The 15,039-nt window shown below is 72.2% G+C and carries 12 protein-coding genes and 2 pseudogenes; 5 read left to right on the top strand and 9 right to left on the bottom strand.

The features are described 5' to 3' along the window. Window positions 1-202: 202 nt before the first annotated feature. From PV734_RS34710 to PV734_RS34680, 7 genes are all read right to left on the bottom strand, one after another. On the bottom strand, window positions 203-2,932 hold the full coding sequence (locus PV734_RS34710; RefSeq protein WP_319293451.1) for a fumarate reductase/succinate dehydrogenase flavoprotein subunit: 2,730 nt from the start codon (window positions 2,930-2,932) through the stop codon (window positions 203-205). 15 nt (window positions 2,933-2,947) lie between these two features. Beyond that, window positions 2,948-3,715 carry an ABC transporter ATP-binding protein gene (locus tag PV734_RS34705; protein WP_319095766.1) on the bottom strand — a complete coding sequence of 256 codons (768 nt, stop codon included), beginning with the start codon at window positions 3,713-3,715 and terminating at the stop codon, window positions 2,948-2,950. Further along, the gene (locus tag PV734_RS34700; protein ID WP_319095767.1) at window positions 3,712-4,566 is read right to left on the bottom strand and encodes an ABC transporter permease; all 855 of its coding nucleotides are present in this window, start codon (window positions 4,564-4,566) and stop codon (window positions 3,712-3,714) included. The genes PV734_RS34705 and PV734_RS34700 overlap by 4 nt, the downstream gene beginning before the upstream one ends. Next, window positions 4,563-5,936 (bottom strand): ABC transporter substrate-binding protein, encoded by a 1,374-nt coding sequence (locus PV734_RS34695; protein ID WP_319293450.1) that lies wholly within the window; start codon window positions 5,934-5,936, stop codon window positions 4,563-4,565. Before PV734_RS34695 ends, PV734_RS34700 begins: the two co-directional genes overlap by 4 nt. Before the next feature lie 14 nt (window positions 5,937-5,950). After that, on the bottom strand, window positions 5,951-6,178 hold the full coding sequence (locus PV734_RS34690) for a ferredoxin family protein (RefSeq protein WP_006376935.1): 228 nt from the start codon (window positions 6,176-6,178) through the stop codon (window positions 5,951-5,953). A 55-nt stretch (window positions 6,179-6,233) separates the two neighbouring features. Beyond that, entirely contained in the window at window positions 6,234-7,004 is a 771-nt protein-coding gene (locus PV734_RS34685; protein WP_319095769.1) for a GntR family transcriptional regulator, read from the bottom strand. A gap of 178 nt (window positions 7,005-7,182) precedes the next feature. After that, entirely contained in the window at window positions 7,183-8,787 is a 1,605-nt protein-coding gene (locus PV734_RS34680) for a carboxylesterase/lipase family protein (protein WP_319293449.1), read from the bottom strand. Window positions 8,788-8,971: 184 nt separating this feature from the next. Here PV734_RS34680 and PV734_RS34675 point away from each other — a divergent pair. The 4 genes and pseudogenes from PV734_RS34675 to PV734_RS34660 form a co-directional block, all read left to right on the top strand. Further along, a pseudogene (locus PV734_RS34675) lies at window positions 8,972-9,274 on the top strand (transporter); the annotation flags it as partial. A 90-nt stretch (window positions 9,275-9,364) separates the two neighbouring features. Beyond that, window positions 9,365-10,076 (top strand): annotated as a pseudogene (locus PV734_RS34670) (hypothetical protein). Window positions 10,077-10,303: 227 nt separating this feature from the next. Further along, window positions 10,304-10,867 (top strand): hypothetical protein, encoded by a 564-nt coding sequence (locus tag PV734_RS34665; RefSeq protein WP_319293448.1) that lies wholly within the window; start codon window positions 10,304-10,306, stop codon window positions 10,865-10,867. 265 nt (window positions 10,868-11,132) lie between these two features. Continuing rightward, entirely contained in the window at window positions 11,133-11,594 is a 462-nt protein-coding gene (locus tag PV734_RS34660) for a VOC family protein (protein ID WP_319293447.1), read from the top strand. Here PV734_RS34660 and PV734_RS34655 read toward each other — a convergent pair. Then, window positions 11,571-12,266 carry a helix-turn-helix domain-containing protein gene (locus tag PV734_RS34655; protein ID WP_319095773.1) on the bottom strand — a complete coding sequence of 232 codons (696 nt, stop codon included), beginning with the start codon at window positions 12,264-12,266 and terminating at the stop codon, window positions 11,571-11,573. The genes PV734_RS34660 and PV734_RS34655 overlap by 24 nt on opposite strands. A 309-nt stretch (window positions 12,267-12,575) precedes the next feature. Between PV734_RS34655 and PV734_RS34650 the strand changes: the two genes are divergently transcribed. Then, a complete protein-coding gene (locus tag PV734_RS34650) occupies window positions 12,576-13,694 on the top strand; it encodes a S8 family peptidase (protein WP_319095774.1) in 1,119 nt (372 codons plus the stop codon). Between the two features lie 120 nt (window positions 13,695-13,814). Here the strand turns inward: PV734_RS34650 and PV734_RS34645 are convergent, their stop codons facing one another. Next, on the bottom strand, window positions 13,815-14,981 hold the full coding sequence (locus PV734_RS34645) for a YihY/virulence factor BrkB family protein (protein WP_319095775.1): 1,167 nt from the start codon (window positions 14,979-14,981) through the stop codon (window positions 13,815-13,817). Window positions 14,982-15,039 lie beyond the last annotated feature (58 nt).

The raw sequence follows: 15,039 nt of genomic DNA, 5'->3' as shown, positions 1-15,039 counted from the left end.
ACACCACCCCCCAGGTCATTCGTTCGACAGGGGGGAACAGTCATGCCGGACCCGGAGGCCAGCGGCCCTCTTGCAGGACCGCGAAGAAGATAACGGGGGGGGGACACACCTCCCGTAGCGACCGGTTCATCCGCCCCATGCCCCATGCCCCATGCGGTGCGGCGGTGACGCGGAAGGGCGCGTCACCGCCGTGCCGCCGTCACTACAGCCGGGCGTAGGCCCGTACGTCCGCGTCCGTGTCCCCCGCCACCGAGGCGAGGGCGTCGGCGACCCCCGGGCGGCCGTCGTGGCGGCGCAGCGCTCGGACGGCGGCCTTGCGTACGTCGGCGAACGCGTCGGACAGTGCCTCGGTCAGGGCGGGAACCGCCAGGTCCGGTGCCGCCGCGCCGAGGGCCGTCGCCGCGCCCGAACGGACCTGCCAGGCGGGGTCGGTCAGCGCGGCGGTCGCCGCCGTGTCCAGGGGCGGTGGGCAGCCGGTGGTCGCGAGGGCGGTGAGCGCGGCGGCCCTGACCAGGGCGTCGGTGTCGGCGAGTAGGGGCTTGAGGTCGTCCGGGGTGCCGACGGTGCCCAGTCCGTGGGCGGCGGCGACCCGAACCTCGCGTGAGGTGTCGGCGGCGGCGCGGGCCAGTTCCGGTACCGCGTCCACCGACACCAGGGCCCGGACCGTCTGGATGCGCACCCCGAGATCGGGATCGGCGAGGGTGCGGGCGTACAGCTCGGCGGAGCCCAGGCGCAGGGCGCGCAGGACGTCGAGCGCGGCTGCCCGTACGCCCTCCCGGCCGGGGTCGTCCAGGGCCAGCGCGGTGACCAGGGCGTCGCGCAGGGCCTCCTCGGGCGGCAGCACCTCGACCAGTTCGCGCAGTGAGCCCGCCGCCGCCTCGCGTACGCCCGGGTCCGGGTCGCCCAGTGCGGTTGCCAGGGCCGGGCCGGTGCCCTCGGGGGTGGTCTCGGTGAGCGTGGCGACGGCGGTGCGGCGTACGGCCGGGTCGGGGTCGGTGAGGTAGGGGTGGAGGTCCGGCAGGCCGGGCTGGTCCTCGGCGAGGGCGAGCAGTTCGAGGATGCGCGGGGAGGGCGCGGTCGAAGTGGGCAGGACCGTACGGGACTTGACTGTTCCCGAGCCCACCGGGGCCACCTCGCGCGAGCCCGCCGTCGCCACCTGCTCGGGGTGGACCTCGCCGATCACGCTCATCTCGCCGCCTGTTGGCTCGAAGCCCTCGACGGGGACCAGGTAGGGCGCCACCGGCCGGGTCAGGAACTCCATCGAACCGTCCGCCGCCTTGCGGACGTTGAGGTGGCGCAGCCAGTCCTCGTCGTCGCGCTGCGGGATGTCGGTGCGCTCGTGGTAGAGGCCCCAGCGGCTCTCCGTACGGGCCAGGGAGGAGCGGGCGGCCAGTTCGGCGCAGTCCCGGATGAAGTCGACCTCGGCGCAGCGCATCAGCTCGTGCGGGGTCTTGCCGCCCATGCCGGCGATCTCACCGCGCATCCGCTCGAACGCCTCGACAGCCAGGGAGAGTCGGGCGCCGCTCTTGGGCGGGGCGACGTAGTCGTTGACGAAGCGACGGAGTTTGTACTCGACCTGGGGCTGCGGGGGCCCGTCCGGATTGCGGAGGGGGCGGTAGATCAGCTCGTGTGCCTCGCGGAGCTGATCGGGCGGCAACTCGCCCTCGTAGGCGCGGTGTTCGGTGGCCGCGTCGGCTCCCGCGAGGTCGCCGAAGACAAAGGCGCCGATCATGTAGTTGTGCGGTACGCAGGCCAGGTCACCGGCCGCGTACAGGCCGGGGACGGTGGTGCGGGCGTGCTCGTCGACCCAGACTCCGGACGCCGAGTGGCCACCGCACAGGCCGATCTCGGAGATGTGCATCTCGATGTCGTGGGTGCGGTAGTCGTGGCCGCGGTTGGCGTGGAAGGTGCCGCGGGTCGGCCGTTCCGTGGAGTGCAGGATGTCTTCCAGGGCGGCGACCGACTCCTCGGGGAGGTGGCTGAGCTTCAGGTAGACGGGGCCTCGCTCGCTCGCCACCTCCGCCGCGAACTCGGCCATCATCTGGCCCGACCAGTAGTCGGAGTCGACGAAGCGTTCGCCGTGCCGGTTGACCTGGTAGCCGCCGAAGGGGTTGGCGACATAGGCGCAGGCCGGGCCGTTGTAGTCCTTGATCAGGGGGTTGATCTGGAAGCACTCGATGCCGCTGAGTTCGGCGCCCGCGTGGTACGCCATCGCGTAGCCGTCGCCCGCGTTGGTGGGGTTCTCGTACGTGCCGTAGAGGTAACCGGAGGCGGGCAGGCCGAGGCGTCCGCAGGCGCCGGTCGCCAGGATCACCGCACCGGCCCGTACGGTGACGAACCGTCCGGTGCGGGTGTCGAAACCGGCCGCGCCGACCGCTCTTCCGCCGGCGGTGAGGACCCGTACCGGCATCACGCGGTTCTCGATGCGGATGCGCTCGCGCATCTCACGGCGGCGCAGCTGCCGGTAGAGGACCTTCTTGACGTCCTTGCCCTCGGGCATCGGCAGGACGTAGGAGCCGGAGCGGTGGACCTGGCGGACCGCGTACTCGCCGTGCTCGTCCTTCTCGAACTTCACGCCGTAGGACTCCAGGCGCTGCACCATGGCGAAGCCGCGGGTGGCGGTCTGGCGGACGGTGGCCTGGTTGACGATGCCGTCGTTGGCGCGGGTGATCTCGGCAACGTAGTCGTCGGGTTCGGCCCGGCCGGGGACGACCGCGTTGTTGACGCCGTCCATGCCCATGGCGAGGGCGCCGGAGTGGCGGACGTGGGCCTTCTCCAGGAGCAGGACGTCCGCGCCGTGCTCGGCGGCGGTCAGCGCGGCCATGGTGCCGGCGGTGCCGCCGCCGATGACCAGGACGTCGCAGGTCAGCTCGTCGGCGTCATGGAGGGAGGGGATGGCCGTGACCGTCGTGCCGTGCGTCGTGCTGTCCATCGGGAGGGAGACCTTTCAGGTGCTGAGGGAGGCGAGGATCTCGCGGCGCAGGGCGACCGTCGCGGGCTCGCCGTGGGCCGCGCGCTCGCGCGGTCGGGGTACGTCCAGGACCTGGCCGGTGCCGAGGAGGGCGACGCGGTCGCCGAGGAACACCGCCTCGTCGACGTCGTGGGTGACGAAGACGACCGTGGCCCGGGTGCCGTTGAGCACCTCGACGAGCAGGTTCTGCATCCCGGCCCGGGTCTGCGCGTCCAGCGCCCCGAACGGCTCGTCCATCAGCACCGCGCGCGGGCGCCCGGCCAGGGCGCGGGCCAGCTGTACGCGCTGACGCTGGCCGCCGGACATGCGGTGCGGCAACTGGTCCTCGCGGCCGGCGAGGCCGACCTGGGCGAGCCACCGCGTGGCCTGTGCTCTGCGTTCGGCGCGCGGCAAGCCCCGTATGGCGAGCGGGAGTTCGACGTTGCGGCGGGCGTTGCGCCAGGGCAGCAGGCCGTCCTCCTGGAAGACCAGAGCGCGGTCCGCCTCCGGGCGGGTGATCGGGCGGTCGTCCTGGCTGACGTGTCCGTCGAGCGTGGGCAGCAGTCCGGCCAGGGTCCGCAACAGTGTCGACTTGCCGCAGCCGGACGGGCCCACGACGGTCAGGAGTTCGCCGGGGGCGATGTCGAGGTCGAGGCCGTCGAGCACCGGCAGTCCCGGGCGCCCGATGGTCGCGCCCAACAGCCGTAGCCGTACGCCTCGTGGGGCCTCGGTCTCCACCGTGGAGGTGCTGACCTGGGTCGTCATGAGGCCGCCCTCCCGGACGCGTGCGCAGTGGCGGCCGGGCGGCGGACCTGCCGGGGCACCGCCCGTTCGGCGGCAGGGCGCGGCAGCCAGCGGGTGACGCGGCGCCCGGCGACCTCGACGGCCGTCGAGGTGAGCCAGCCGAGGAGGCCGATGGTGGCCATGCCGACGAGGACGCCCGGGTAGTTGACGATCGTGTAGTCCTGCCAGGTGCGGTAGCCGACGCCGTACTGGCCGGAGATCATCTCGGCGGAGATGACACAGATCCAGGACACGCCGATACCCACCGACAGCCCGCCGAGGATGCCGGGCAGCGCGCCCGGCAGCACGACCGAGGCGAGGATGCGCAGCCGACCGCCGCCCATCGTCAGGACGGCCTCCTCCCAGACCGGGGTCAGCGCCCGGACGGCGTGCCGGGTGGAGACCAGGACGGGGAAGAAGGCGGCGGTGAAGGTGATGAAGACGATGCCCTGTTCGTTGCTGGGGAAGAGCAGGATCGCGACCGGGACCAGGGCTATCGCCGGGATGGGGCGCAGGACTTCGAGCAGCGGGCCCAGGAGGTCGGCGGCCAGCCGGGAGCGGGCGATGGCCGTGCCGACCGCGATCCCGGCCACGGCGGCGAGCGCGAAGCCGGTGAGGATGCGGGTCAGGCTGTCGGTCAGGTCCTGCCAGTAGAGGGCGGTGCCCAGACGGTGCGCGAACTCGTCGGCGACCTGGGTCGCCGTCGGGAACTGGGCGAAGCGCAGCCAGAGGTTGACGTGCCGGCTGGTCAGCAGCTGCCAGATGCCGAGCGCGGCGAGCAGCGAGGCCGCGCGCAAGGCGTAGCGGGCGTACGGGGACGAGGGGGCGCTCATTTCGCCGCCTGCTTGAGCGCGTCGGCGTAGCTGACGATCCGCGCTCCGGGGTGGGCGGCGGTCCAGGCGTCGGCGGTGGCCTCGGTGACGAAGGGCTCCAGGTCGGTGCCGTCCTGGACCCAGACCGACCTGTCGGCGAACCAGCGGGTGCCGGTGGTGGCGTCGGGGACGTACGCGGCCCGTACGGCGGCCCTGTGCCCGGCGACGTAGCGCAGGAGGGCGGCCGGGTCGGCGTAGGTGCTGGTGGTGGTCGCGCCCTTGAGCCAGACCTCGGGCCTGGAGGCGGGGGCCGTGGTGGCGGCGGCCTTGGCGTATCCGGTGCCGTAGGCCTTCTTGAGGTAGCTGTCGTCGACGAAGTCGGAGACGTCCACCGGGCCCGCGAGCTTGGCGGAGACCAGCAGCGGGACGTCCTTCTTCAGGGCGGCGACCAGCTCGGGCTTGAGGGTGGGGTCGAAGGTGGAGATGCCGCCCTCGCCGTTGTAGAGGTAGACGACCTCGGCGGGGAGCCCGGTGACCTTCGCAACCTTCTCGGCGGCGGTGACCGGGTGTGCGTCGAGATACGCGGTGGCCTTGATCTGGGCGGCGAGGAAGGCCTCGACGACCGCCGGGCGCTGGTCCGCGAAGGCGTCGCGCACGGTGACGCCGTGCAGGGTGGGCAGGCCGAGCGAGCCGCCGTCGTACAGGGCCTTCGCCTTGCCCTGGAAAGCGAGCAGGCCGGGCCAGGCCACGAACTGGGAGAGCGCGTCGACGCTGCCCGCCTCCAGCGCCGAAGCACCCACCGCGGGCTGCTGGTTGAGCTTGCTGACGTCCTTGTCGGGGTCCAGCCCGGCCTGTTCCAGGGCCCGTACGAGGGTGCCGTCGGCGGCCGAACCGACGCTCGTCGACACCTTCTTGCCGCGCAGGTCGGACAGCGACTTCAGCTTCGAATCCGGGGCGGTGACCACGGTGTTGAGGGCGCCGCGCGCGTTGTAGCCGGTGACGGAGACCATGCGGGTCGGGGCGTTCAGCTGCTTGCCCCGGGAGGCGTTGATGAGCAGCGGGAAGTCGCCCATGGAGCCGATGTCGACCTTCCCGGCGACCATCGCGGCGGTGATCGGCGCGCCCGTCGCGTAGTCCTGCCACTCCACCTTGTAGGTGATGCCGTCACGGGCGCCCTGGGCCTTCAGCGCGCTCTCGAAGTAGCCGAGGGAGCGCAGCAGGGTCCCCGCGGTGACGGTGTTGATGGTCTTGGACTGGTAGCCGACGGTCACGGTGACCGACTTGCTGTCGCTCGCGTCGGCGGAGCCGCCACAGGCGGTGAGCGGGAGGAGGAGGGCGGCGGCGAGGACGGCCGGAGCGATTCCGCGATACGGGCGGGGCGTGCTGGACATGCGGGTGGGACCTTTCACCGGAGGAGGTAGGGCATGTTGACGGTGACCGCGCCCGTGGGGCAGCGGGCGGCGCACGGGCCGCAGTACCAGCACTCGTCGACGTGCATGTACGCCTTGCTGGTGTCCGGGTCGATGGCGAGCGAGTCCAGCGGACACATGTCGACACAGAGGGTGCAGCCGTCGATGCACTTGGACTCGTCGATCGTGACGGGCACGTCGGCACGCTGGGGGACGAGAGGCATGGCTGTCTCCGGGAAGTGGGTGAAAGGGGGTACGAGAGGTTCGGGAGGAGGGGAATCAGCTGGAGCGGTGGAGCAGTCCCCGCATGGTGATCCGGTCGCCCCGGAAGCGGATGAACTCCAGGTCCACGGGCCGCCCGTCGGACAGACAGGTGAGCCGCTCCAGCATCAGTACGGCCGCTCCGCGCGGGGCCTCCAGGACGGCGGCGGAGTGCGCGTCGGCGGTGACGGCCTCCAGGGTGATCTCGGCGGTGCCCAGGCGCCGGCCGGTGATCTGCTCCAGCAGCCGGAAGACGTCGGTGTTCTCCAGGTCGGCGCCGAGGAGTTCGACGCCGATGTCCATCGGGATGTAGGTGAGGTCAAGCGACAGCGGCACCCCGCCGAGGCGGCGCAGCCGTTCCACGTACAGGACCTCGGCACGCGGTCGCAGTCCGAGCCTGGCGGCGACCGGTCCGGGCGCGGGAACCGGGCTCATGGTGCGGACCTCGTTGGTGACGTGGCCGTGCTCATGGAGGGTCTCGGCCAGTCCCATGAGCCGGTCCAGGCCGTGCGGGTACTTCTGACAGGTGACGACCGTCCCGACCCCGGGCAGCCGCTCGACCAGTTGTTCGGTGCGGAGCAGGTCCAGGGCCTGGCGGACCGTGTTGCGGGACGCGCCGTAGTCGGCGCCGATGGCGTCCTCGTGCGGGAGTACACCGTCGGGAAAGCCGTCCGTCAGAAGCTGGTGGCGCAGCAGGTCGGCGAGCTGCCGGGCCCGGTCGGCGCGCAGCCTGCGGCGTCGCGCAGCCGCGACGGGCGCGGTGTGTTCGCGAGTGCGGTCGGCGGGCATCGGGGCTCCCAGCGGGGCGGGGGTTCGTGTCCCCCGGACCATAACCGTGGGCCGTCCCCCGTGGTGTTGCGGCAGTGTTGCGCCACCGGGCCGCGGGTCGCGCACCGGTGTGAGCTGGCGGTTTGCCCCGCCGGGCGGCAGATCCGCCACCCGGCCGAATCCTGTCGGGCGGCTCCGGTCAGCGCCGGTGGACGGCACCGGGGAGGCGGAGGCGTCGTACGACCGACCTTGTCTCCATGCCGCGCAGGAGGGCACGAGGCCGGGGGGACTCCTCCGGAGCGGTGTCCGGCGGCGCGGTGTCGGCCGCCCACAGGGTCATCTCGCGGTCGCGCGGCCCCTCTACGGTGTGCGGGTCGCCGTCGCCGAAGACGCGCACGGGGTGCGAGGCGTCCCAGGGCCGCCAGCCCGGGTCACCGTCGACGGCGAAGCGCACCCACGCCGTGTGCGTGGCATCGGCGAGCTCCTGCGGGGCGTCGTCGCCCGCGAGCCTGCCGGACTCGGGGGTTCGGCAGCTGTCGAACACGAATCCCAGTTCGATGGAGTGGCAGGCGCCCAGTCCGGGCCTGGTGGACGGCCAGGCGAACTCGTAGACATAGGCCCGGCCGCCCTCACCACCCCTCCCGCCCTCGCCACGTGCTTCCGCGAGTCGGTGCAGCGGTACCCGGAGCAGGTGGTCGGTGACCAGCTGGCCGACCAGGTCGGCCGGGCCGGCGTCGGGGTGCAGGGTGCGGTAGCCGCGCGGGACCTCGGGGCCGCAGTGACAGCGGGCCATGGCGCCGGCCAGGGCGACCGCGCCGAGCCGGTCGATACGCTCCAGCAGCCCGCCGGGCACCAGCCACAGCCGGTACTCGTCCCGGGTCCAGCCCAGCAGCAGGTCGACGTCGGCGGCGGCCCCGTCGACGAGGGCCTCCAGGGGGTCGCGGGGGACGAGGTCGCCGTCGACGACGATGCCGAAGGCGGGTCCGCCGAGGACCGGGCTGCTCAGCCGCCCGACCTCGCCCTGGACGCGCAGCAGCAGTTCCCGGTCGACGGCGGCGAAGGCCTCGGCGGTCGCCGGGATCTTCAGCCGGGCCGCCATCCGGCGCACCATCCGCCGTACCTTGTCGCGGTCGCTCACCTCGGGCGGCCCGCTCTGCAGCACCGCCCGCCGGAAGAGCCCCCGTGCGCGTGGGGAGGCGAGCAGCGCGCCGATGCTGATGGCGCCGGCCGACTGGCCGAAGACGGTGACCCGGTCGGGGTCGCCGCCGAAGGCCGCGATCGACGCCCGCACCCACTCCAGCGCGGCGAGCTGGTCGCGCAGGCCCGGGTTCGGGGGTGCGTCCGGGAAGAGGCCGTAACCCTCCACGCCCAGGCGGTAGTTGACCGAGACGAGAACCACGCCGTCGCGGGCGAAGGCGCGGCCGTCGTAGACGGGCACGGCGGACGAGCCGCGGGTCAGGGCGCCGCCGTGGATCCACACCATGACCGGGAGCCGGGCCCCTCGGCCGGGCTCCGGTGTCCACACGTTGAGGTTGAGACAGTCGTCGCCGGGGACCACCGGGTCCGACAGCAGCCGGGAGAAGACCTCGGAGTACGGCGGTTTCGGCGCGGTGGGACCGAAGCCGCCCGCGTCGCGCACCCCGTCCCAGGGGGTGGGCGGCACGGGCGGCCTGAACCGGCGGGGGCCAACGGGCGGCGCGGCGTACGGGATGCCCCGGAACACGGCGATCCCGTCGCCCTCGTATCTGCCCCGGACGTCCCCGTAGGGCGTCCGTACGACGGGTTCCGTCGGTTCTGCCGTCATCTGCTCACCAGCTCCCTCGCCGCCGCGCGTGAACCGTTCAGATCACAGCAACACATGACCGGCCGGTATTCCTGCGGAAGGAGCCTTTCGGTGGGTGACGGTGCGGCTGTCCGGCGTACATCAGGGTGCCGAAGCCGAGCCGGCCGAAGCCGCCGCTCGTCGTGCCGTGGTCACCTCCCCCGCCTCGGCCGTCGTCTTCACCCTCTTTGTCCCCCTGTGCCTCTACCGCGGCCCCCTCAACGTGTTCGGGCTCGGCGCGGGCATCGCGGGCGTCCTCATCGCCACCGGCATCTACCCCGCGGCCGTCGTCCTCGGCATGGCCACCTCGTACAACCAGGTCTTCGGCGTCGCCGGCCCCACCAGCACCCAGACCGTGTGGAGCGCCCAGTACGCGGGCGTCACTCCCCAGCGGGTCATGGTGCGCACCCTGCCGTACGTCTGGGCGGTCGCTCTCGACGGCCTGTGCGTCACGGCCGCCGCCCACCTCCGACCCGACGGACCCGTCCGAACCCGATCGACACCTCTCACCCGACAGACACCTCATGACCCGACAGAACCGCTGTCACTGGAGTCCCCCATGCACGAGCACCATCTAGACCGGCGTCTCCTCCTGCGTGCCGGCGCCGCTCTCACCGTCGGGACGGCCGTGGGAGCGCAGCCCGCGACCGCCGCACCCGGCGGGTTCCCCAACTACACATACGTGCGAACGCTGTTGACGGCTTCCCAGCTCAAGTACAACCCCACCGACGAGATCGGCCCGCTCGTCCGACGGGATCCACTTCACGTACGACAAGGTCGTGCTGTCGACGTCGATGCTGCCGGCCGGCACCACGGAGACGTCGTACGCCCGGGTCTTCCGCCACGACCTGCCCTCGCGAGGCGCCCGCTACGTGATGGTCTTCATGACCAACGACACCACCGACCACCGTGACATCCAATGGGGTTGGTCCGCCGACGCCCGCACCTGGACCTTCGACCAGGAGCCGCTGATCCGGCACAGCGACGTCGGCGCCGTCAACATCGGCGGCGCGCATCTCCTCCACCGCGACAACAGCACCTACGTCGTCTACAACAAGGACAGGTCGAGCGGCGGCGACATCATGATCACGGAGGTCGGCAACGACTTCAGCGAGCGCGGCCACCTCGGTGTCTTCTACAACTCCCACAACGCGTCTCCCGAGAACGGGCGCGCCGCGGCGCCTTCCTTCGGGACCGACGGCGGCGTCCCGTACATGATCTACGAGGCCGGAGAGCGGCTCTCGGGATCCATCGCCGTGGCCCGGGGCTGACCCGGCGTCGCCTCGACTCCCCATGACCACGTGCCGCAAGGCGGCACGTCGACGAACTGCCGTCCGCAGCCGATGTGTCGCTGTTTCACGGTTGTGCGACAGCGGTGTCCCGATGGACAGACGGACGTGCCCCCGGAGCCCCATGGCTCCTCTTACCCAACGCAAGATCCGGAAGCCGGCGGAAACGCCGCCGGTCTTCCATTCCCCCTTGGAAGGAACCACCCCTGATGAAACGCCACCTGCGCAAGGCCGTTTTCGCCACCGCCGCGATCACCGCCGGGCTGCTGATGACGGCGTGCCAGAGCGGCACCGACGACAGCTCGTCCGACAGGAGCGCAGCGGACAAGCCGTCGGCCTCCCAGACCTCGAAGAGCGCCGGCTCCGACCCCAGTGCCACTCCCGGCTCCGACTCCAGCCCGGGTTCCGGCTCCGACACCGACGCCACCCCCGCGCCCGACTCCGACACCGGCTCCGACACCCGCGACACCGCCGTCGAGGGCGTCAACAAGGGCAAGGGCGTCAGCGGAACCTGGTTCGGCACCGTCTCCTACCTGGCGCCGGGCAAGTACACCGTCTCCGACTCGAAGGGCACCGAGCAGGAGTTCTTCGTCGCCGAGGACACCAAGATCATCGGCTACGACGACATCTGCGACGCCGTGAACACCGGACCGGGCGGTGAGGGCGGCGTCGAGTGCACCGAGGCCCAGCTGGAGAAGGCGGCCAGGAGCGGCTTCAGCGCCGAGGTCGTCATCGGCAACGGCATCGCGACCACCATCACCGACGACCACTGAGCCACACCGCACGGCGAGTCACGGTGGGCCGGGCCGCGCGAGACCCCGGCCCACCGGACGGGTCGGCGGCCCGGTGACGGCGTACCGCCTGCCGGTCCGAAGGGGTCGCCGGACCGGCGACCCCTTCGGGGCGGACGGGCCCGGCTACTCAAGCCGGGCAACCGGGGCAACCGTGGGGGGCGGCGGAAACAGGACACCCCGGCCGGCGGCGGACGCGTCCGTTTCCTTCAAGACCGGTCGTCGGCACAGCGCCTAACGTGGTCGTATGACCTCACGACCGACCCCGAGCCCGACCCGCCGTCCCACCCCCCGGTTCGACGCCATCGGCATCGTCACCGCCGACCTCGCCGCCTCCGTCGCGTTCTACCGCCGACTGGGGCTCGACTTCCCCGAGGGGGCCGAGAAGCAGCCGCATGTGGAGGCCGAACTCGGCGGCGGGGTGCGGTTGTTGCTAGACACCGAGGAGACCGTCCGTTCCTTCCACCCCGGGTGGCGGCCACCCAGCGGCGGCGGGAGGATCGCGCTGGCGATGCTGTGCGGCTCGGCCGCCGAAGTGGACTCCCTGCACGAGGAGTTGGTCGGCGCCGGATACCGCAGCGAACTGAAGCCCTGGGACGCCGTATGGGGACAGCGGTACGCGTGTGTACTCGACCCCGACGGCAACGGCGTCGACCTGTTCGCACCGCTGCCCCCGGCCGCCCCCTCAACCGCCCCCGCCGCCGAGTAGCCTCCGGAGCGGCATTCCCGTCAACTCCCTTACGTCCCGGGCGAGGTGGGCCTGGTCGGCGTACCCCGCGAGAGTCGCCGTCGCCGCGAAGGGGACTCCCTTCCGGGCCAACGCGAGTGCCCGCTGGAGGCGGAGGATACGGGCCAGCGTCTTGGGGCCGTATCCGAAGGCGGCCAGGGAACGGCGGTGCAACTGGCGTGTGCTCAGGCCCAGTTCGTCGGCCGTACGTCCCACCGGGCGGCCCGCCCGCAGGGCCTCGACCAGGCCGGCCAGCAGCGGGTCGGGCGGGGGCGTCCGAGCCGCTCTGCGCAGAGCCAGCTCTTCGAGTGCCGTCGCCGGGTCGGGCGCCGCATCGACTCGCGCCCTCAGGCGTCCCACCTCGACGGCTCCCCACAGGTCGGTCAACTCGACGCGCCGGTCCCGGAGTTCGTGCGCGGGTACGCCCAGCAGGGCCGGTGCCGTGCCGGGGTGGAAGCGGATGCCCGCCCAGTGCGCGGGGGCGCCTTCGGGGACGTACGGGCGGGTGTCGGGCCCGGCGACCAGCAGTCGGCCCTCGCTCCACAGCAGGTCCATGCAACCGTCGGGCAGTACGGGGCGCGCGACGCCGGACCGGTCCGGGGCTTTCGTCCAGACCGTCGCGCCCGGCAGCCGGGATGCCCGTTCCTCGTACACACCCGAAAGGCTACGCGGCCCGGCGGTCACGGCCGGCGGAGCCGACCCGGGCGTGAAGCGACCGATATGGAGCGCCGGACCCACCGCTCGACCCCAGGTCCAGGAACTCTGCGCCCCGGGACCTGGACGCCACCCCGCCGGAGAGAGACCGGCGCGCGGCCGGTCGGGTCCTGCGTCGGCGGGGTGGTCGTCCCCCGCCGGCCCGAGATGCCCCCGGCACGGCCGCGCATGCCCGCCGGAACCGCTCGTCCGCCGTGCTCGTCTTGTGCGCTGACTGTGTGCGAGCCAGGAATGCGGGGGAACGTCGTGATGCGGAACGTGACGAAGGCCGGTCTCACGGTGATGGCCGTAGTGACCGTACTCGGAGCCGCTGCCTGCGGCGGAGACGCCGGCGCGGCGGCCGGAACCGGTGGGACACCCCCCGCGCACGGCGGGGAGTCCTCCGTGACGCCCGCCGGGGCCGGGGTGTCGTTCGACAAGGCGCCCGCGTCGTCCGGCATCGTGGGCACCTCGTCCGGGGCGGCGCGAAGCACGGCGGCATCCATCACCCGGCACGTGCCGTGGAACCTGGACATTCTCGACCAGCGGTCGCGACCCCTGAACGGCAAGCTCACCACCACCGCCACGGGCAAGGGCGTTCACGTCTACGTGATCGACACGGGGATGGACATCGCCCACACGGAGTTCGGCGGACGCGCCCACCTGGGCGCCGACTTCGTGGGCGCCCAGGACTCCCGCGACTGTTTCAGCGAGGACGGTGTCGGCCACGGCACGTTCGTCGCGGGCGTCATCGGCGGGGCGAAGTACGGGGTGGCGCCCAAGGCGCAACTCGTCCGGGTCCAGGGCATCCTGTGCGAGAGCTCCGGCGGCGGCTCCCCCGCCGCGGCCGAGGCCGCTGTGGTGAAGTCGGTCAAGTGGGTCACCGCGCACGCGCAGAAGCCCGCGGTGGTGAACATGTCGCTCAACCTCGACCACCGGTCGGCGGCCCTGGAGTCCGCCGTGAAGAAGATGGTCGACGCGGGGATCCCGACGGTGGTGTCGGCCGGCAACTTCCATGACGACGCCTGCAAGCACTCCCCGGCCGGGGTCCCCGGCACGATCGTCGTGGCGGCCTCCACGACGAACGACCGCCCGTGGAGCGACGGCGGCTCCTACGGCTCGGGGTACGGACGGTGCGTGGACCTGTACGCCCCCGGCCAGAAGGTGACCGCCGCCCTCGCCGGCGGTGGCACGGCCACGGAGGACGGCGGCGCCACGTCCTGGGCCGCGCCGCACGCGACCGGCGTGATCGCCCTGTACCTGTCGGCCCACCCCCACGCCACGGCCGACCAGGTCCACACCTGGCTGGACCGCACGGCCACCCGCGGCGTCCTGCACGGCGTACGCTCCGACACTCCCAACCGGCTGCTCAACACCGGGGGCCTCTGACCTGGCCCGGTCCTTCGGTCGCGCCTGATGGTCCGCGCTCAGACGGCCCCGGAGGCGGCCGTGTTCCTTGGGGAGCTGTCCGAGGAGCCGACTCCGTACGGGAGAACGCGCGATCCGGTCTCACTTCTCGAGCGACGGCCCGTCCTCCGTCTTGGGGCTGCTCTTCGCGTGGGTCCGCAGCCGGGACGTCACGTCCTCCGGGGGCAGGAAGCGCGACCAGCGTTCCGGGAACTCCGAGGGCATGTCGCAGTCGTCGGGGTCGTCGTCGGCGTCCTCGTGGGGCTCGTGGGAGTGGACGACGGCCATCCGGGCGATGTACTCGGCGGCCTCCTCCTCACGGATCCGTTCGTTGGCCGCACGGGCGGCCGCGGTGGCCGCGGCCGGCCAGACGCGGTCGATGGCCGCGTTGACGGCGGCCCCGACAAGCACCGCGAACGCGGACACCCCGACCCACAGAAGCACGGCGACGGCCGCGGCGAGCGAACCGTAGATCGTGGCTCCCTCGATCGTCTTGGTCAGGTAGATCCGCAGCAGGAAGCTGCCGAACACCCACATCGCGAGGGCCATCAGCGCGCCCGGGACGTCCTCGATCCACGGTGAGCGCACCGGCACCGACACATGGAACAGCGTCGTCAGGAAGGCGATGGACAGCAGGATCACGACGGGCCAGTAGAGGACCTGTACGAGCGTCTCCGACCACGGCAGGACATTGAGCACGGCGTCCGGGCCCGCCACCATCAGCGGCAGGGCGACCGAGCCGATCAGCAGCGCCACGACGAACAGCACGAAGGCGACGAGCCGCGTCTTGACGATGCCTCGGACGCCGTCGAGGCCGTACATGACGGTGATGGTGTCGATGAAGACGTTCACCGCGCGAGAGCCGGACCAGAGGGCGAACAGGAACCCTATGGAGATGACGTCGGGCCGGCCGCCCTTCATCACGTCGTTCAGGATCGGCCGGGCGATCTCGGCGACGCCCTTGTCGGACAGCACCGTGCGGGACGCCTCCAGGAGATTGGTCTCCAGGCTGGTGATGGTGTCGGTCCCGGTCCAGTCGTCGACGTAGCCGAGCAGCCCGATGAGGCTCAGCAGCAGGGGCGGCACGGACAGCAGCGTGAAGAACGCCGCTTCCGCCGCCAGACCCAGGATCCGGTACTCGACGCACGAGTTGACGGTGTCCTTCAGCAACAGCCATGCGGTCCTGCGCTTGGAGACGTTCCGGTAGAGGACGCGCGCGCGGTGGAGCCGGCCGCTTGGGCTCTCGGGAAGTTCACTTGCTGCCTGCACGCCCTAACGGTATCGGGCGGGCACCACCCCTCTCACCCTCCGGTGCCCCGGTCGCGGC

The sequence above is a fragment of the Streptomyces sp. AK08-02 genome, assembly GCF_033795085.1.
GTDB lineage: Bacteria > Actinomycetota > Actinomycetes > Streptomycetales > Streptomycetaceae > Streptomyces > Streptomyces echiniscabiei.
Note: the sequence above shows the minus strand (reverse complement) of the source record. Positions and strands in the feature narration are given on the sequence as shown.

Coding starts and splice junctions, on each gene's coding strand:
- PV734_RS34710 (WP_319293451.1), bottom strand. CDS start 2,932: ATGGACAGCACGACGCACGGCACGACGGTCACGGCCATCCCCTCCCTC.
- PV734_RS34705 (WP_319095766.1), bottom strand. CDS start 3,715: ATGACGACCCAGGTCAGCACCTCCACGGTGGAGACCGAGGCCCCACGA.
- PV734_RS34700 (WP_319095767.1), bottom strand. CDS start 4,566: ATGAGCGCCCCCTCGTCCCCGTACGCCCGCTACGCCTTGCGCGCGGCC.
- PV734_RS34695 (WP_319293450.1), bottom strand. CDS start 5,936: ATGTCCAGCACGCCCCGCCCGTATCGCGGAATCGCTCCGGCCGTCCTC.
- PV734_RS34690 (WP_006376935.1), bottom strand. CDS start 6,178: ATGCCTCTCGTCCCCCAGCGTGCCGACGTGCCCGTCACGATCGACGAG.
- PV734_RS34685 (WP_319095769.1), bottom strand. CDS start 7,004: ATGCCCGCCGACCGCACTCGCGAACACACCGCGCCCGTCGCGGCTGCG.
- PV734_RS34680 (WP_319293449.1), bottom strand. CDS start 8,787: ATGACGGCAGAACCGACGGAACCCGTCGTACGGACGCCCTACGGGGAC.
- PV734_RS34665 (WP_319293448.1), top strand. CDS start 10,304: ATGAAACGCCACCTGCGCAAGGCCGTTTTCGCCACCGCCGCGATCACC.
- PV734_RS34660 (WP_319293447.1), top strand. CDS start 11,133: ATGACCTCACGACCGACCCCGAGCCCGACCCGCCGTCCCACCCCCCGG.
- PV734_RS34650 (WP_319095774.1), top strand. CDS start 12,576: ATGCGGAACGTGACGAAGGCCGGTCTCACGGTGATGGCCGTAGTGACC.